Origin of the sequence: Endozoicomonas sp. 8E, from assembly GCF_032883915.1 — a bacterium.
GTDB lineage: Bacteria > Pseudomonadota > Gammaproteobacteria > Pseudomonadales > Endozoicomonadaceae > Endozoicomonas_A.
In genome coordinates, this window is record NZ_CP120717.1 from 1,536,647 (window position 1) to 1,556,125 (window position 19,479).

At 49.2% G+C, this 19,479-nt stretch carries 6 protein-coding genes; all 6 read right to left on the reverse strand.

Annotated elements, in window-relative coordinates:
• Positions 1-69: 69 nt before the first annotated feature.
• On the reverse strand, positions 70-3,099 hold the full coding sequence (locus tag P6910_RS05535) for a hypothetical protein (RefSeq protein ID WP_317145288.1): 3,030 nt from the start codon (positions 3,097-3,099) through the stop codon (positions 70-72).
• Between the two features lie 167 nt (positions 3,100-3,266).
• Positions 3,267-6,317 carry a hypothetical protein gene (locus tag P6910_RS05540; protein ID WP_317145289.1) on the reverse strand — a complete coding sequence of 1,017 codons (3,051 nt, stop codon included), beginning with the start codon at positions 6,315-6,317 and terminating at the stop codon, positions 3,267-3,269.
• Positions 6,318-6,408: 91 nt separating this feature from the next.
• A complete protein-coding gene (locus tag P6910_RS05545) occupies positions 6,409-9,450 on the reverse strand; it encodes a hypothetical protein (RefSeq protein ID WP_317145290.1) in 3,042 nt (1,013 codons plus the stop codon).
• Between the two features lie 127 nt (positions 9,451-9,577).
• Positions 9,578-12,661, reverse strand: a complete 3,084-nt coding sequence (locus tag P6910_RS05550) for a hypothetical protein (RefSeq protein ID WP_317145291.1) — start codon at positions 12,659-12,661, stop codon at positions 9,578-9,580.
• 286 nt (positions 12,662-12,947) lie between these two features.
• On the reverse strand, positions 12,948-16,007 hold the full coding sequence (locus P6910_RS05555; RefSeq protein WP_317145292.1) for a hypothetical protein: 3,060 nt from the start codon (positions 16,005-16,007) through the stop codon (positions 12,948-12,950).
• A 117-nt stretch (positions 16,008-16,124) separates the two neighbouring features.
• A complete protein-coding gene (locus P6910_RS05560; RefSeq protein WP_317145293.1) occupies positions 16,125-19,214 on the reverse strand; it encodes a hypothetical protein in 3,090 nt (1,029 codons plus the stop codon).
• Positions 19,215-19,479 lie beyond the last annotated feature (265 nt).

Below are 19,479 nucleotides of genomic sequence, written 5' to 3' on the forward strand. Positions count from 1 at the left end.
TGTTGCCCGGAGCGCTATTCACCCATAGCGAGAGCAAAGGATTGTCCATGCCAACCTGTCGGCATGCTCTCAATCAGGCTTTGCTATCTTCTTTGGCACCAGCATTTCCCGTTCTTTCGGGAAGCCATCTGCGCCAAAGTGGCGACGCTGCTCGCTGATCACAGTAATACCCCGATCCTCCAGCACTTTTTGGGCTTTCTCCGAATCCAGCGTTTCCTGGGTCAAGGTGCCCGTATTCATCCGAATACCTTCGCTCTTCAGCCGCTGCACCTCTTCCTCTATTGCCTGAAGTGTTGCCGGGCTCAGCAGTGACGGGTCATGTTCGAACTGCATCTTTTCCAACAATGTCATTGCGGCCGGAACCCTCACCTGCCTCAGATCGTACCAGCTGTTATGAATACCATAAGTGATCCCTTTGTTCTGATCCGCCTTGCAGGTTTTGTGACTGGGGTCTGAACAGGTAATAATTCCGGCCTGTTTGGCAATTTTGCGGCGAACATTATCATCAATAAACCGGTCCATTCCTTGCACGGGCTCCGCAGTCCGGTCAAATTTCAGGGTGATTTTTTTGCTATCAGGCACCAGTCCGTAGACTTCGGTGTAGGGATTTTTGCGCCTGTCCCTGGGGGATGTGGTTGTTAACTGCACCAGGTCAGCCGCACCGTGCATGGCGGCTTCCAGATGCCGTTGGAATTCAGTCTTGTGGTCAGGCTCGCTGGTAAAATCCCTGGCCCACGGGTGCGGCAGGTCAAGGTCGGAAGTGTTGAAAAACTGAGGCTGAGTCGCCAACCCGGGAAATTCAGGCTCAACGAAATAGCGAATAAAGTCCATATGAACGGCAAAGCGTAATATGCGCAGATACCAGCGCACGGTTTCTGTCAGGTTCTGATCCGCTTTACCACCGATATCGTTTTCCATATTGACTATCGCCAGAGCGACCTCATCCAGTAGCTTTTCAGGGAAATGCCCGGCCAGGTCCTGTTTGAAGTAAACAGCTGACCTGGTTTTTTCTGCCGATTTGTCGACATCTTCAGCTGCGGCATTCTGATAAATAATGGCCAGTGGCAAGAGACTTTTTTCAACTGGATTAAAAGAGTGAACCTGACATCGCTCCAGCAATTCCATATACCAGAGCCCATTATTCCTGGCTCGCAGAGCATGACTGCAAGAGTGTTGCTCTTTCCACGTTTTTGGAAAGAATTTGTATAGGCTGGCCATCACCCGCTCCGGTCCCGGGCGACGGTAATAATGCTGTAACACCTTCAGGATGGTGTCTTCATTATCGCCGACATTATCTGGCAATACCGGTGGTTTGCTGAATGCATCCACCATAAACTGTAACGCCGGTGTCACCGATGCGAAGCGATCGACCGGCAGATCAAGAGATTGTTTCAGTTTCGCGATTTGCTGATTGGCCTCCTCGACATGTGCCGGCCAATTCTGGTAAAGAGTGTAGGTTTCCCGTTTCTTCCAGAGTTCTTCAACCCATTCGATGTAACCAGCCACGGATAAATTATCAATAAGCTTTGCATCGTCATGGTGATAGGTCTTCAGATCGCGTTTAAACGAATCCATAACTTCTTTGTCCGGGATAGCCCCGCAACGAAACAAGGCCAGTAGGTGGGACTTTACGGTATCGAGGGTTAGATTCGGATAAAACCGCTTACGAGATAATATCTCTATCAGGCAGATCTGCCGTTGCCGATGATCGTACTTCTTGCAGATTCGGTCAAATTCAACGATGCCTCCCGAACAACCGGTCAATGGTATATTCCAGAGGTTTTGCAAGGTAAGAAACTTAAATGAACCAAAGGCAGCCACCATATAGTTAAACAGGTACGGTGGCAAAGAAGGTGAAGTACAGCCTCCCATCTGTCTGATAGGGTCCTGGCCCCATGCAGTCAGTATGGCCCCGCTCTTCAAAAGCAGCCGCAGTAATGGGTCAACTTCATCAACCCGGAATTCCGTTGCACGGTCATGGGCATTGTATCTTTCTATTTCAGAAAACAGGAACAAATCAAGCAAAGAAGTCATTTTTCCTTCATGAAAAAAGCAGCGGTGAATGGGCAAGCCACTCTCTTTCAATGCCAGAAGCTTCTCGCCACTATAAGCACAGGGATTACTCACCAGTTCGATGGCCTGTTGCCATTTATGTTGATCATCCGGCGGGATGGAAAATCCTGACCTCAGTGCCTCTGCTTGCAAATGCATTGGCAATAATTTCATTCTGGCCATGATTATTTCTATAGATATATTCCCGGAAGGATCAAAACAATCCAGAGAGTCCTCAATCAGGGCCAGATGTTCAGAGTCAAGTTCATCATCATAACAGACCTCTGCACACCCGGTTTCGCAGCAAAAAACAACCAGTGGCAGGGGGGGCAGGCTCAATGCCTGTTCACACTCACGCTTTTTCTGCAGAATATCCGAAATATTTCCACCGACATTACTCGTAACAAAAAAGCATTTGATGTCTGCTTTTCCATTGTTGGTGACCACGAGTTGTGGACAGGGTACGGAGCCTGACGAATAGACTGAACCAGCTTTGTGGCTATCGTATTTGCCGGGCTTCAGTTTCGGTAAGCTGAACTTTCCGTCCGCCCCCAGATGTCCTGAGGTAAAACGATCATATACCTCCCACCCGGCTTGTTCTTGTATCTCTTTATCTTTTTCAGCCAATGATTGCAGATCAGACAGTAATTTTACGTCCAGTTTATCCGCCTCTGCGCCTTGTTTCAGCGGCCAGGCACCTGAATTTTGTTTGTAGACATACAGGCAATCGGGGTCGACGATGCCTACCGTCCATCGACCTGTCAGGTCCCCGGGGGGCACCCCCTGCAAGGCAAGGGTACAGGATCTTGGTGTGCCATTGTCATCAAAGTAACTGGCTACTTCAGAGGGTTCAATTTGCCGAATCGCCAGACGCCCACTCTCCGCCGCCAGGCGCAGTGTCTGACGCTCAATTTCTCTGGAAGGCCCGGGTAGCTGTTTGGTCGGCTCGGTGGTTGTCCATTGGCCAGAGGCTGTTAGCGACTGGGTGCGAGGGTTCGGTCGCTGATGCAACCAGGATGGGAGTTGTATGCCTCTGAAAATATTCATGATGATGCTCCAATAATCGTTATTATTTCCCTCTTCCCTGAGGGCCGATACTCTTATTATTAGAGTGACTGATTGGTAAAAAAGTTCCGTCAGGATCTTATTGCCCGAAGCGGTATTCACTCATAGCGGGGTCAAAGGATTGTCCATGCCAACCTGTCGGCATGCTCTCAATCAGGCTTTGCTATCTTCTTTGGCACCAGCATTTCCCGTTCTTTTGGAAAGTCATCGTCGGTAAAGTAGGGACGCTTCTCCCTGACCACGGCAATACCCCGATCCTCCAGCACTTTTTGGGCTTCCTCCGAATCCAGCGTTTCCTGGGTCAAGGTGCCCGTATTCATCCGAATACCTTCGCTCTTCAGTCGTTGCACCTCTTCCTCTATTGCCTGAAGTGTTGCCGGGCTCAGCAGCGACGGGTCATGTTCGAACTGCATCTTTTCCAGCAGCGTCATTGCGGCTGGAACCCTCACCTGACTCAGATCGTACCAGCTGTTATGAATACCATAAGTGATCCCTTTGCCCTGATCCGCCTTGCAGGTTTTGTGACTGGGGTCTGAACAGGTAATAATTCCGGCCAGTTTGGCAATTTTGCGGCGAACATTATCATCAATAAACCGGTTCATTCTCTGCACGGGCTCCGCTGTCAGATCAAATTGCTCAGTGATTTTTTTGCCATCAGGCACCAGGCCGTAGACTTGGATGTAAGGATTTTCGCGCTTGTCTAAAGTCGGTTCCCATGGGTGCTTGGTTTGCACCTGCACCAGGTCAGCCGCACCGTGCATAGCGGCTTCCAGATGCCGTTGGAATTCAGTTTTGAAGTCTTGCTCGCTGGCAGAATCGGTAGCCAAATGCGATGGCAGGTCAAGGTCTGAAGCATCAGGAATCCGACGTTGAGCCATCGTCAATCCCGGAAAATTAGGGCTAACCCCGTGATAACGAATTTTTTCCATAAGAACAGCAAAGCGTAATACGTGTAGATAACAGCTTACGGATTCAGACAGGTTCTGCTCAGCTTTATCACCGGCCTTGTTTTTCATGTTGACTATCGCCAGTGCCATGTCATTCAGCAGCGGTTCAGGGTAGTGCCCGGTCAGGTCCCGTTTGAAGTAATCAGCTGACTTTGTTTTTTCCGCCGATGCTTCGACATCTTCACGAGCGGCCCCCTGATAAATAATGGCCAGCGGCAGTAGACTTTTTTCTTGTGGAGTAAAAGAATATGCTTGGTTTTTCTCCAGCAATTCCATATACCAGAGCCCATTATTCCTGGCCCGAAGCACATGACTGCAGGAGTTATGTTTCCACGTATCCGGGAAGAAGTCGCCCAGTCTGGCAATCACCCGCTCCGGTCCCGGGCGACGGTAATAATGCTGTAACACCTTCTGGATGGTGTCTTCATTATCGCCGACATTATCCGGCAAGACCGGCGGTTTACTAAAGGCATCCACCAAAAACTGTAACATCGGCTTTACCCGTGCGTGGCGATAGTTCGGCAGATCCAGGGATTGTTTCAGTTTTGCAAGTTGCTCACGGGCCTCGGTGAAATGTGTTTCCCAATTCCGGTAAAGACTGTGGGTGTTGCGTTCCCACCAAAGACCTTGAACCCATTCGATGAAACCAGCCACAGATAAATTATCAATAACCTTCATGTTGTCATTGCAATGCGCCAGATCGCGTTTAACCGCATCCAGAACATTATCATCCAGGACAGCCCCGAAATAAAACAAAGACAGCAAGTGGGACTGCAAGGTATCGAGGGTTGGTTTCTGAAAAAGTCGCTCACGAGATAACCCCTCTCTCAGGCAACGTTGCAGTTGCTGATGATCGTATTTCTTGCAGATTCGGTTAAATTCAACGATGCCTCCCCAACAACGGGTCAATGGTATATTCCAAAGGTTTTGCAAGGTAAGGAACCTGAATGGAGCAAAGGCAGCCGCCATACAATCGAATAGGGCCGGTGGCATGAAAAGTTGACCATTTGATCCCATCGTTTTGATAATGGACAAGCCTCGTGCAGTCGGTATTGCCCCGCTCTTCAAAAGCAGCTTAAGTACTTGCAGAGCTTCGTCCTCCTGAGCCGGAACGCTCTGTTCCCGGAGCTCCTTATTGAATCTTTTCAGCTCTGAAATCAGAAGCATATCAAGCAAAGAAGTAACCGTTCCTTCATGACAGAAACAGCGGTGTATTGGTAAGCCGCTCTCTTTTAATGCCGAAAGTCTCTGGCAACTGAAAGAACAGGGATCACTCACCAGCTCGATGGCCTCTTGCCATTTAGGTTGATCATCCGGCGGGATGGTAAATCCTGACCTCAGTGCTTCTGTTTGCAAAGGCATTGGCAACAAATTCATAATGTCCTTGAGAATGTTAAAGCCTATATTCCGGAAAGACTTGAAAATATCCAGAGAATGCTCAATCAGGGCCAGATGTTCAAAGTCAAGTTCATCATCAAAACAGACCTCTGCAGACCCGGTGTGATGGTTAAAAACAACCAGTGGCAGTGGTTCAATTTTCAGTGCCTGTTCACACTGCCTTTTTTCCTGCAGGATATCCGAAATATTTTTAAAGGTATCACTGACAACAAAAAAGCATTTGATGTCTGCTTTTCCATAGTGGGTGACTACGATTTCTGAACGCACGGGGTGACGAAAATAATGTGAAGTCAGTTTAGAGGCATCATATTTGTGCTTATTCAGTTTTGGTAAACTGAACATCCCGTCCGGCTCCAGATGTCCTGAGGTAAAAGGAGGATAAACATTCCACCAGGTTCGTTCCCGTATCTCATCAGATTTTTCAGCCAATGATTGCAGATCAGACAGTAGTTTTTCGTCCGGTTTATCCATAGCTGCGCCATATTCCAGCCACTTGCTGGCGGCATTTTTTTTGTAGACATACAGGCAGTTTGGATCGACGATGCCAACCGTCCATTTATGCTCAGCTGTCCGGCTCGAGCCGGGCATCCCCTGTTGGGCAAGGGTAAAGGTTCTTGGTGTGCTATTGCTATCCAAGTAACTGGCTTCTTCAGCTAATTCAATATGCCGAACCGCCAGGCGACCACTCTTTGCAGCCTCCAGCAGTGCTTGTCGCTCATCTTCTCTGGAAGGTGGGGGTAGACGTTTGGTCGGTTCGGTGGTTGTCCATTGGCCAGACGCCGCTATTGACTCTGTGTCAAGGTTTGGCTGCGGGCGCAGGCAAGAAAAACAATTTATACCACTTAAAGTATTCATGATGTCACTCCAATAATAGTTGTTATTTTCCACTTCCCTGAGGGTGGACACGCTCATTATTAGAGTGATTAACCGGGAAAAAGTTCCGGTCTTATTTCTTCTCTGGCACCAGCATTTTCCGTTCTTTCGGGAAGCCATCGTTGGTAAAGTAGGGGCGCGGCTCGCTGAACACGTTAATACCACGCTCCCTCAGCACTTCCCGGGCTTTCTCTGAATCCAGCGTTTTCTGGGTCAAGGTGCCCGTATTCATCCGTATACCTTCGCTTTTCAGCCGCTGCACCTCTTGCTCTATTGCCTGTTGTGTTGCCGGGCTGAGCAGTGACGGGTCATGTTCGTACTGCATTTTTTCCAGCAGTGTCATTGCGGCCGGAATTGTCACCTGCCTCAGATCATACCAGCTGTTATGAATACCATAAGTGATCCCTTTGCTCTGATCCGCCTTGCAGGCCTGGTGGCCGGGGTCTGAACAGACAATAATACCGGCCAGCTGTGCCATTTTGCGTCGGACATTGTCGTCAATAAACTGGTTCATTCTCTGCACTGGCTCAGTTGTCCATTCAAAGTTTTCAGAGATCTTTGAGCCATTGTCGTTCAGACCGTAGACTTGGGTGTAGTTTTTTTTGCGCTGATCCCGAAGTCGCCCGGTTACCCGCGCCAGATCGGCCGCACCGTGCATGGCAGCTTCCAGATGACGTTGGAATTCAGTTTTGTTACCAGACTCGGAGGTAAACTGACTGGTCAGCTGCAATGGTATGTCAAGACGTCTGGCGTCAAATCCCGGAGATTGAGTTACCGTTAATCCGGGAAAATCAGTGTCAACCCCGCAACCACGGATGACGTCCATTCGATCGGCAAAGCGCAATATGCGCAGATACCAGCGCAAAGGGTCAGGCAGGTTCTGCTGGTCTTTACCCTTAACATCGTTTTCCTTGCTGGTCATCGCCTGTTCCATATCATCCAGCAACTGCACAGAATAGCGTCCGGTCAGGTCCCGCCTGAAATACTCAGCTGACTTTGATTCCTCCGCTGATTTGTCGACATCTTCGGCGGCCACATCATGGTAGATAATCGCCAGAGACAAGAGTTCTTTTTCATCCGGGCTCAGGGAGCACAGCTGAAATTTCTCCAGCAATTCCATATACCAGTGCCCATTATTTCTGGCCCGCAGGATATGACTGCAGCTGTGTTGTGGTTTCCACACTGTTGGCATTATTGGTCTGCCCAGGCACTGGATCACCCGTTCCGGTCCGGGACGGCGGTAATAGTGCTGCAATATCTTCAGGATGGTTTTTTCATTATCGCCGACATTATCTGGCAGGACCGGTGGTGTGCTGAAGGCGTCCACCACAAACTTCAACGCTGTTGGTGTTTCGGTTGCTAATGGCGTCGCCAGACGGTGAGAATCGTCCAGACCCAGAGATTGCTTCAGAACCTTGATGTCCTGCTGAGCCTGCCGGACATGCTCTGACCAGTACCGGTAGAAAGGAATCGTTTTACGCTGCTGCCATAGTTCTTCAACCCATTGGATACAATCAGCTGTGGAAAAATCATCATTAACCATCTCAGCGCCAGGATAATGGCAGTCCAGAGTTCGTTTAACGCTGTGCAGAGTCTCGGGGTCCAGGTCGGTAAAGTAATGAAAGAGGGCCAGTAAGTGGGTCTTAGGCACGTCCGGGGATGCTGTGTTGAAAAACAAACTGAATATTATCTCTTTCATACATTGCTGTAATTTCTCTTGACTGTGACCCCGACAGATTCGGTCAAATTCAACGACACTAGCCGGGCAACCGGTTAAGGGCATTCTGCTAAGATGTTTCAGGGTCAGAAAATCAAATGGACCAAATGCAGCCACCATATAATTCATTGTGCTCGCTGGTATGACCTGTTTTGTGGTATCAGCCATGGCGTAAATATGGGAAATAGCACTTCCCAGCCTTGCCCCGCTCTGCAGAAGCAGCTCAAGTAAGCGACAGGCTTCTCGCTCATGTTTCCGGGTTTGCTCATGCTGCGGCTGATTGTTTCTGGACTTTTCGGAAGCCAGCAACATATCCAGTAAAGATCGAACATCGCCTTCATGAAAAAAACTCTGGTGAACCGGCAAGCCACTTTGTTTTAATTTCAGAAACTTCTCATAACTGTATAAACGAGGATTACTCACCAGCTTGATGGCCTGTTGCAATTTGCCCATAACATCCGGTGAGACGGTTAATGTCGAACTCAGTGTCTTTGCCCGCAAAGACATTGGCAGTAGATTTAACATGGCTCTGAAATGTGTCGGGGCTATGCCCTGGGCAAACGCAAAATCATTCAGATAATGCTCATTCCTGGCCAGGTGTTCACTGTCCAGCTCATCGTCAAAACAGACTTGAATCGACCCTGTGCGATGGCAATAAACGACCAGAGGCATCTTTTTAATCTTCAATGCCTTTTCACACTGACGCTTGTCCCAGAGGATATCGGCAATATTAGTCTGTGCATCCTTGTAAACAAAAAAGCATTTGATGTCTTCTTTGTCATATTTGCTGAGCACCAGTTCCGGGTAATCAAGAGGGCGGGCGCTATGGTCGGATTTCAATTTTGGTAAACTGAATGTCCCATCGGCTTGCAGGTGCCCCGAGGTGAAACGAAGAGGATAAACTCTCCAGACGACCTGATTACCACGCTCAAGACGTCTGTTGAGTAATGATTGCAAGTGAGGCAGTAGTTTTACTGACAGGGTCTCCGGAGTTAAGTCGGGCTCTATCAGTAGCCTTCTGGTCCCCGCGTTACGTTTATAGGCATACAGGCATTTTGGATCAGCAATGCCTAGCATCCATTTACCATAATCCTCTGGTACGCGCCCGGTGGGCATCATTTCCCCCGGCAGAGCGAGAGTGAAAGGTCTTGGTGCCCCCTTACCCGAAAAGTAATTTTCTTCTTTAGTCAACTCAATTCGCCGGAACGCCAGTTGCCCACTCGCAGCGGCCTGCAGTAGCGCCTGTCGCTCAGGCTCTGCGGGGTGACAGGGTATCAGCTTGCTGGTCGATTCGCAGACTGTCCAGTGGCCGGAGGCGGTTACCGACTGGGTGTCAAACTCTGTTTGAGGGGTAGGGCACAGGCTCGCAGAGGTCCCGGTTCCCTGGGCAGCATGCATGGTAATACTCCCGTAAGACTTATTATTTACCCACTTCCGTGCAGGTTGATTCTATTCTTTGGAGTAATTGGCTGGCAAAAAGTTCCATTACGGCCTCGTTGTCCGTGGCTGCCATTTCATAGCGGGATCAATGGATTTTATCGGTCTTTTCCTGCTGAGCATCAAGCTTCGCTTTCTTCTTTGGCACCAGCATTTTCCATTCTTCCTGGAAGCCATCGTTGGCAAGGTAGGGACGCTTCTCGCTGACCACGGCAATACCTCGCTGTTTCAGTACTCTTCGGGCTTTCTTCGAAAGCAGTGTTTTCTGCGTCAAGGTGCCCGTATTCATCCGTATACCTTCGCTCCTCAGCCGCTGCACCTCTTGCTCTATTGCCTGTTGTGTTGCCGGACTCAGCAGCGACGGGTCATGTTCATACTGCATCTTTTCCAACAGCGTCATTCCGGCCGGAATCGCTACCTGCTGGAGATCATACCAGCTGTTATGAATGCCATAAGTGATCCCTTTGTTTTGATCCGCCTTGCAGGTTCGGTGTCTGGAGTCTGAACAGACAATAATTCCGGCCTCCTGAGCGATTTTGCGGCGAACATTGTCATCAATATACTGGTTCAATCTCTGCACTGGCTCAGTGGTCCATTCAAAGTTTTCAGAGATCTTTGAACCATTGCCAATCAGACCGTAGACCTGGGAGTAGTTTTTTTTGCGCTGATCCCGCATTGGTCCGGTGACCTGCGCCAGATCAGCCGCACCGTGCATGGCAGCTTCCAGGTGTCGTTGGAATTCAGTTTTGTTGTCAGTATCAGAGCAAAACTGTTCGGTCAGCTGCGATGGTATGTCAAGACGTCTGGCGTCAAATCCCGAAGGTTGAGCCACCGTTAATCCGGGAAAATCAGTGCCAACCCCGTAACCACGGATAACGTCCATTCGATCCGCAAAGCGTAATATGCGCAGATACCAGCGCACGGACTCAGACAGGTTCTGCTGATCGCCGCCCCTGACATCGTTTTCCTTGCTGGTCATCGCCAGTGCCATATCCTTCAGTAGCTGTTCAGGGTAATGCCCTGTCAGGTCCCGTTTGAAGTAATCAGCTGACTTGGATTCTTCCACTGATTTGTCAACATCTTCGGCAGCCGCGTCATGGTAGATAATGGCCAGAGACAGGAGTTCTTTTTCTTGTTTTCTCAGGGAACACTGCTGAAATTTCTCCAGCAATTCCATATACCAGTGCCCATTATTCCTGGCTCTCAGGACATGGCTGCAACTGTGCATTGGTTTCCATACTGCTGGCATGATCTGTGTAAGGCTCTTGATGACTCTTTCCGGTCCCGGACGGCGGTAATAATGTTGCAATACTTTCACGATGGTTGCCTCATTATCGCCGACATTTTCAGGCAGGACCGGCGCTTTGCTGAAGGCGTCCACCACAAACTGTAATGCCTTGGTCCTCTCGGTTGCCAATGCTGTTGCCTGGTTGTGAGAAGCGTCCGGACCGAGTGATTGTTTCAGATTCCTGATGTCCTTCTGAGCCTGCCGGACACGCTTTGGCCAATTCCGGTAGAGAGGATAGGTTTCCCGTTGCTCCCACAGATTTTCAATCCATTCGATGTAATCAGCCAGGGAAAAATCACCAATAACCTTCTTGCCTTCAGGGTAAAGCCACTCCAGATCGTCTTTAAGATCATTCAGAAAGTCTTCGTCCGGGATAGCCTCATAACGAAACAAGGCCAATAAGTGGGACTGAATATCTTCGAGGGTTGGAGCCAGCCTGGTTGTCACATAAAATGATGCCCTGTTCAAACAGGCCTGATTTTCCAGTTGACTGTTGCCCCGACAGATTCGGTCAAATTCAACGATGCTCCCCGAGCAACCGATTAAAGGTAAACGACAGAGATGTTGCAGGCTCAGGAAATCAAATGGAGCATAAGCAGCCACCAGACAATTGAATATGCCCGCTGGCATTGCAGAATCATTCTTGGATTTCATGTTGCTGATGAGTTCCAGACCAAATTCAGTCAGCCTTGTCCCGCTCTGCAAGAGCAGCTGAAAACATCGGTAAGCTTCTTCCTCCTGCTGCTTCCTGATTTGCTGTTCCTGAACACCGTTGTGTCTGAATATTTCGCTGTGCATGAGAAAATCAAGCAAAGATCTAATACCCGCGATGTGAAAAAAAGGCTGCTCAACCGGCAAGCCATTACGTTTTAATTCCAGAAGTCGCTCGTAACTGTAACAACAGGGACTACTCAACAGCTCTATGGCTTCTTGCAGATTGTGGACAAGATCCGGCGAGATGTTTAATTCTGAACTCAGTGCCTTCGCCCGCAAAGACATTGGCAGCAGATTTAACACGGCCCTGAAATTTTCTGAGGCTACGCCCCTTAAAAACGCAAAATCATTCAAAGAATGCTCATTTCTGGCCAGGTGTTTACTGTCCAGCTCATCGTCAAAATAGACCTCAACAGAACCTGTTTGGTGGCAATAAACGACCAGTGGCAAGGGTTTAAGCTGCAATTCCTTTTCACACTCACGCTTTTCCAGCAGGATATCGGATATATTCATCTCCGCATCCTTGTAAACACACAAGCATTTGATGTCTTCTTTAGCGTATTTGGCGAGCACCAGTTCTGGGTAATCAATTGAGAAAACCTTCTCGCGGGGTTTCAATTTTGGCAAACTGAACGTCCCATCCGCTTGCAGATGCCCCGAGGTGAAACGAGGATAAACTCTCCAGATGATTTGATCGCCACGCTCAAGACGTCTATTGAGCAGAGATTGCAGATCAGGCAGTAGTTTTACTTGCAGTGTATCCGGAGTAAAACCATGCTCCCTCGTCAGCCTTTTAGTCCGTGCATCACGTTTATAGACGTACAGGCATTTTGGATCAACAATGCCCACCATCCAGTTACTATGGCCTTTCGACATACGTCTGGTAGGCATCATCCGCCCCGGCAGGGCGAGGGTGAAGGGTCTTGGTGCTCCCTTGCCTGAAAAGTAATCTATTTCATTCGTCAATGTAATGCTCCGAAATGCCAGGCACCCACTCTCAGCAGCCCGCAGTAGCTTTTGTCGTTCACACTCCCTGGGATGATGCAGTAGCCGTTTGCCAGTCGGTTCGCAGACTGTCCATTGGCCAGAGGCCGTTACCGACCGGGTGTCAAAGTTTGATTCGGGTTGAGGTGGTGGACACTGACTCGCAGCGGTTTGGGCAACATCCATGGTAATACTCCTTTTAAACTTATTATTTATCTGCTTTCGTTTGGGGATTCTTTCGTCGTTGGACTAACTGGCCGGTGAAAAGTTCCATTTCATACCAGTCGTGCTTTCTAACTCCCTATTGAGGTTGTCGCAAAACTCTGGTTCCCATGCTTTTAGGCCCTGTGGGTCCCAGCGTGGGAACCCATACTTATCTCGCGCTGCAGAGTCCGTTTTTCAGGGGAGGTATGCATTCCCACGCAGCTCACACCACTCTGCACGGCAACTGCGCATCCATGCAGTCGTACTCTTAATCAAGCTTTGCCATCTTCTCTGGCACCAGCATTTCCCATTCTTTCCGGAGTTCGTCATTGGTAAAGTAGGGACGTTTCTCGCTGACCACGGCAATACCTCGCTGTTTCAGTATTCCCCGGGCTTCCTCCGAAAGCAGTGTTGCCTGCGTCAAGGTGCCCAGGTTCATCTGTATACCTTTGCTACTCAGCCGTTGTACCTCTTGCTCTATTGCCTGTTGTGTTGCCGGGCTCAGCAGCGACGGGTCATGTTCGTACTGCATCTTTTCCAGCAGCGTCATTCCGGCCGGAATCGCCACCTGCCTCAGGTCATACCAGCCGTTATGAATGCCATAAGTGATCCCTTTACTTTGATCAGCCTTGCAGGCCTGGTGGCTTGGGTCTGAACAGACAATGATTCCGGCCTCCTGAGCGATTTTGCGCCGGACATTGTCATCAATAAACTGGTTCATTCTCTGCACTGGCTCAGTGGTCCATTCAAAGTTTTCAGAGATCTTTGAACCATTGCCAATCAGACCGTAAACTTCGTTGTAGTTTTTTTTGCGCCAATCCCGGAGTAGTCCGGTTACCCGCGCCAGATCAGCCGCACCTTGCATGGCGGCTTCCAGATGCCGTTGGAATTCAGTTTTGTTGTCAGTATCGGAGGTAAACTGTTCGGTCAGCTGTGATGGTATGTCAAGACGTCCAGCGTCAAATCCCGAAGGTCGAGCCACTGTTAATCCGGGAAAATCAGCCCCAACCCGGCAACCACGGATAACGTCCATTCGATCCGCAAAACGTAGTATGCGCAGATACCAGCGCACGGACTCAGACAGGTTCTGCTGATCGCCGCCCCTGACATCGTTTTCCTTGCTGGTCATCGCCAGTGCCATATCCTTCAGTAGCTGTTCAGGGTAGTGCCCCGTCAGGTCCCGTTTGAAATACTCAGCTGACGTTGATTCTTCCACTGATTTGTCAACATCTTCGGCAGCTGCGTCATGATAGATAATGGCCAGAGACAGGAGTTCTTTTTCATCCGGTTTCAGGGAACACTGCTGAAATTTCTCCAGCAGTTCCATATACCAGTGCCCATTATTTCTGGCCCGCAGGACATGACTGCAACTGTGCTCTGGTTTCCACATGGTTGGCATGGTCTGACTGCCAAGGCTCTTGATGACTCGTTCCGGTCCCGGACGGCGGTAATAATGCTGCAATACCTTCAGGATGGTTGTTTCATTATCGCCAACATTGTCAGGCAGGACTGGTGGTTTGCTGAAGGCGTCCACCACAAACTGCAATGCCTTTGGTGTTTCGGTTGCCAATGGTGTTGTCTGGTTGTGAGAAGCGTCCAGACCCAATGATTGTTTCAGATTGCTGATGTCCTCCTGAGCCTGCCGGACATGCTTTGGCCAATTCTGATACAAAGGATAGGTTTCCCGTTGCTCCCACAGATTTTCAACCCATTCGATGTAATCAGCCACGGACAAATCACCAATATTCTCATTGCCGTCAAAGCAGTAATACTCCAGATCCTCTGCAAGATCATTCAGAAAGTCTTCGTCCGGGATAGCCTCATAATGAAACAAGGCCAATAAGTGGGACTGAATATGTTCGAGGGTTAGACCCTGCCTGGTTTTTGTATAAAGTGATACCTCTTTCAAACAGGCCTGATTTTGCAGTTGACTGTTGCCCCGACAGATTCGGTCAAATTCAACGATGCTCCCCGGGCAACCGATTAAAGGTAACTGACTGAGATGTTCCAGGTTCAGGAAGTCAAATGGAGCATAAGCAGCCACCAGACAATTGAATAGGCCCGCTGGTATTGCAGATTCATTCTTATCTTCCATGCATCTGATGAGCTCCAGACCAAATTCAGTCAACCTTGTCCCGCTCTGCAAAAGCAGCTGAAAACATCGGTAAGCTTCTTTCTCCTGCTGCTCCCTGATTTGCTGTTCCTGAAGCGCATTGTGTCTGAATATTTCACTATGCAGGAGAAGATCAAGCAAAGATCTGATTCCCGCCGTACGAAAAAAAAAGGGGGGCTCAACAGGCAAGCCACCAAGTTTCAATGCCAGAAGCTGCTCGTAACTGTAACAGCAGGGATTAGTCACCAGCTGGATGGCTTCTTCCAATTTGTGCACAAGATTCGGAGGAACGGTTAATTCTGAACTCAGTGCTTTTGCTCGCAAAGGCATTGGCAGCAGATTTAACAGGGCTCTGAAATGTTTAAAGGCTATGCCTTGTGAAAACGCAAAATCATGCAGAGAATGCTCATTGCTGGCCAAGTGTTCACTGTGCAGCTCATCGTCAAAATAGACCTGAACAGAGCCTGTGCGGTGGCAGTAAACGACCAGTGGCAAGGATCCAAGCTGAAACTCCTTTTCACACTCACGCTTGTCCAGCAGGATATCGGATATATTCATCTCTGCATCCTTGTAAACGCAAATGCATTGGATGTCTTCCTTCCTGTAGTGGGCGAGTAACAGTTCCGGGAAATCATCTATACGGGTACATTGACCAGATTTCAACTTTGGCAAACTAAACGTCCCATTCGCCTGCAGATGCCCCGAGGTGAAACGAGGATAAACTCTCCAGATGACCTGATCGCCACGCTCAAGACGTTTATCGAGCACAGATTGCAGATGAGGCAGTAGTTTTACTTCCAGTTTATCCGGAGTTAAGTCAGGCTCTACCATCAGCTTCCTGGTAATCGCGTTACGTTTATAAGCATACAGGCATTGTGGATCAACAATGCCTACCATCCATTTACCAAACCCTACCCCAATGCGCGCGTTAGGCATCATCCTCCCCGGAAGGGCGAGGGTGAAGGGTCTTGGTGCTCCCTTGCCAGAAAAGTATTTTCTTTCTCTGGACAAATCAATGCGCCTGAGCGCCAGACGTCCACTCTTAGCAGCCCGCAGTAGCATTTGCCGTTCACACTCTCTGGGATGATGTAGTAGCCGTTTGCCAGTCGGTTCGCAGACTGTCCATTGGCAAGAGGCTGTTACCGACTGGGTGTCAAAGTTTGATTCGGGTTGAGGTGGTGGGCACGGACTCACAGCGGTCTGGGCAACATCCATGGTAATACTCCTGTGTAACTTATTGTTTTCCTCCTGCTCTCGTTTGGAGGGATTCTGAAGCCCTTAGAGTAACTGACCGCTGTAAAGTTCCGTCTCAGCTATATTTTTTTAGCGAGATCAAATAATTGTGCATGCCCGCCCTTCTGGCGCATTGTCCTGAGCATCAGGACTGGCTGTCTTCTTTGGCACCAGCATTTTCCATTCTCTCGGGAGGCCATCATCGGTAAAGTAGGGGCGTTTTTCGCTGACCACGGCAATCCCCCGCTGTTTCAGCACTTTCTGGGCTTTCTCCGAAGCCAGCGTTTTTTGCGTCAGGGTGCCCAGGTTCATCTGTATACCTTCGCTCTTCAGCCGCTGCACCTCTTGCTCTATTGCCTTTTGTGTTGCCGGGCTCAGCAGCGACGGGTCATGTTCGTACTGCATCTTTTCCAACAATGTCATTCTGGCCGGAATCGCCACCTGTCCCAGATCATACCAGCTGTTATGAATACCATAAGTGACCCCTTTGTTCTGATCAGCCTTGCAGGTTCGGTGTCTGGGGTCTGAACAGACAATCATTCCAGCCTTCCGGGCCATTTTGCGCCGAACATTGTCATCAATAAACTGGTTCATTCTCTGCACTGGCTCGGTTGTCCATTCAAAGTTCCCAGAGATCTTTGAGCCATTGGCATTCAGACCGTAGACTTGTGTGTAGTTTTTTTTGCGCTGATCGTAAAGTGGCCATGTTACCCGCGCCAGATCAGCCGCACCGTGCATGGCGGCTTCCAGATGACGTTGGAATTCGGTCTTGTTGCGAGACCCGGAGGTAAGCCTTCTGGTCAGCTGTGGTGGTAAGTCGAGACGTGTGGCGTCAAAACCCAGAGTTCGAGCCACTGTTAATCCGGGAAAATCAGCCCCAACCCCGCAACCACGGATAACGTCCATTCGATCTGCAAAGCGTAATATGCGCAGATACCAGCGCACGGACTCAGACAGGTTCTGCTGATCGCCGCCCTTGACATCGTTTTCCTTGCTGGCCATCGCCAGTGCCATATCCTTGAGTAGCTGTTCAGGGTAGTGCCCGGCCAGGTCCCGTTTGAAGTAATCAGCTGACCTTGATTCTTCCACGGATTTGTCAACATCTTCGGCAGCGGCGTCATGATAGATAATCGCCAGAGACAGGAGTTCTTTTTCTTGTTTTCTCAGGGAACACAGCTGAAATTTCTCCAGCAATTCCATATACCAGTGCCCATTATTCCTGGCTCTCAGGACATGACTGCAACTGTGCAGGGGTTTCCACACTGCTGGCATGGTCTGTCTGCCAAGGCTCTGGACCACTCGTTCCGGTCCCGGACGGCGGTAATAATGTTGTAATACCTTCAGGATGGTTTTTTCATTATCGCCGACATAATCAGGCATGACTGGTGATTTGCTGAATGCATCCACCATAAACTGTAATGCCGCTGGTGCCTTGGCTGCCAATGCCGTTGCTGATGCGCCAGAATCGTCCTGATCGAGAGATTGTTTCAGGTCCGCAATGTCCTGCTGAGCCCGCCAGACATGCTCTGGCCAATTCTGGTAGAAAGGGTGCTTTTTCCTTTGATGCCATAGTTTTTTAAGCCATTTGATGTAATCTTGCAGAGAAAAATCATCAATAATCTTCCTCTCTCCTTCATGGTATCTACCCGGCACATGGGATTTAAAATGATCTATGGAGGCTTTTTTCAGAACTGCCCCGTAACGAAACAGAGCCAGTAGTTGGCACTGGACGTTGTCGAGAGTTGGAGGGTTATAGTCATGGGGATAATGCAACATCTTTTCCAGACTGCTCTGCAGCTGTCGTTGACTGAGTCTCTGGCAGATTCGGTCAAATTCAACAATACCTCCCGGGCAATCGGTTAACGGTATTCTACTGAGATGTTTGAGGGTCAGATAATCAAGTGGAGCAGAGACAGCCACCATATAATTCAATACGCCCGCTGGCATTATCGGTTCCATGAAAGTCTTCATACAGGCCCTTTTGGAAATGTCACCCCTCAGCCTTGCTCCGCTCTGCAGAAGCAGCCGAAGTAAGCGACAAGCTTCTTCTTCCTGTTTCTTTGTTTGCTCATGCTCTGACCAAGCGTGCCTGCGAATCTCGGAAGACACCAACATTTCAAGCAAAGACTGACGAACGCCTTTGTGAAAAAAATGCTGGTGAATGGGCAAGCCGCTTTGTTTTAATTCCAGAAGTTTCTCATAGCTGTATGAAGAGGGATTTTTTACCAGCTTGATGGCCTGTTGTAATTTGTGTCTAAAATCTGCCGAGATGGTCAATTCTGAACTCAATGCCTCTGCCCGCAAAGACATGGGTAGTAGATTCAACACAGCTTTGAAATGTTCCGGGGCTATGCCCTGTGAGAACGCAAAATTATCCAGAGAACGCTCATTCATGGTCAGACGTGAATTGTTCAGCTCATCATCAAAATAAACCTGAACAGAACCTGTGTGTTGGCAATAAACAACCAGAGGCAAGGGTTTAAGCTTCAGTGCATCTTCACACTCACGCTTGTCCCGCAGGATATCGGAAATATTTATCTGTGCGTCCTTATAAACGCAAATGCATTTGATGTCTTCCTTGTTGTAGTGGGTGAGCACCAGTTCCGGGAAATCACCAGAGAAGGGAAAATGCCCGGGTTTCAATTTCGGTAAACTGAACGTCCCATTGGTTCGCAGATGTCCCGAGGTGAAAGAAGCAGGATAAACTTGCCAGAAGACTTGATTGCCTCGCTCAAGACGTCTATCAAGCAATGATCGCAGATGAGGCAGCAGTTTTATTTCCAGTTTTTCCGGTGTTAAGCCAGACTCCGTCATCAGTCGTTTGGTTCCTGCGTTGTATTTATAAACATACAGGCATTGTGGATCAACAATGCCTACCATCCATTTACCAAACCATTCTGGTACGCGCTCGGTGGGCATCATCTCCCCAGACAAGGCGAGGGTGAAGGGCCTTGGTGCCCCCTTGCCGGAAAAGTAATTTTTTTCTTTAGTCCATTTAATTCGCCGAAATGCCAGGCGTCCGCTCTCAGCGGCCCACAGTAGCTCTTGTCGTTCACACTCTCTGGGATGACGCGGTAGCAGCTTGCAGGTTGATTCCCTGACTGCCCATTGGCCTGAGGCAGTTGCCGACTGGGTGTCAATTTTTGTTTCAGTTGAGGGGGGGCTTGCAGAGGTTTGGGCAACATGCATGGTAATACTCCAGCAAAGCTTATTATTTACCCACTTCCGTATAGGTGGATTCTAAAGTCTTTGGAGTCACTGGTTGGTAAAAAGTTCCATTAGGAGGCTGACCGAGAATAGCGCCCGTCTAGGCGACCCCGTCTAGGCGACCCCGTCTAGGCGACCCCGTAGCGAGGACGGCAGAAAATTGAGGATGAAAATTCGGTTTTGTGAGGATTGCGCCTTGCAAGCGCGTAAAATCTTGTGACCTGAAATGGTCATCGCGGTAAAGCTG

Coding starts and splice junctions, on each gene's coding strand:
- P6910_RS05550 (WP_317145291.1), bottom strand. CDS start 12,661: ATGGATGTTGCCCAAACCGCTGCGAGTCAGTGTCCACCACCTCAACCC.
- P6910_RS05545 (WP_317145290.1), bottom strand. CDS start 9,450: ATGCATGCTGCCCAGGGAACCGGGACCTCTGCGAGCCTGTGCCCTACC.
- P6910_RS05560 (WP_317145293.1), bottom strand. CDS start 19,214: ATGCATGTTGCCCAAACCTCTGCAAGCCCCCCCTCAACTGAAACAAAA.
- P6910_RS05535 (WP_317145288.1), bottom strand. CDS start 3,099: ATGAATATTTTCAGAGGCATACAACTCCCATCCTGGTTGCATCAGCGA.
- P6910_RS05555 (WP_317145292.1), bottom strand. CDS start 16,007: ATGGATGTTGCCCAGACCGCTGTGAGTCCGTGCCCACCACCTCAACCC.
- P6910_RS05540 (WP_317145289.1), bottom strand. CDS start 6,317: ATGAATACTTTAAGTGGTATAAATTGTTTTTCTTGCCTGCGCCCGCAG.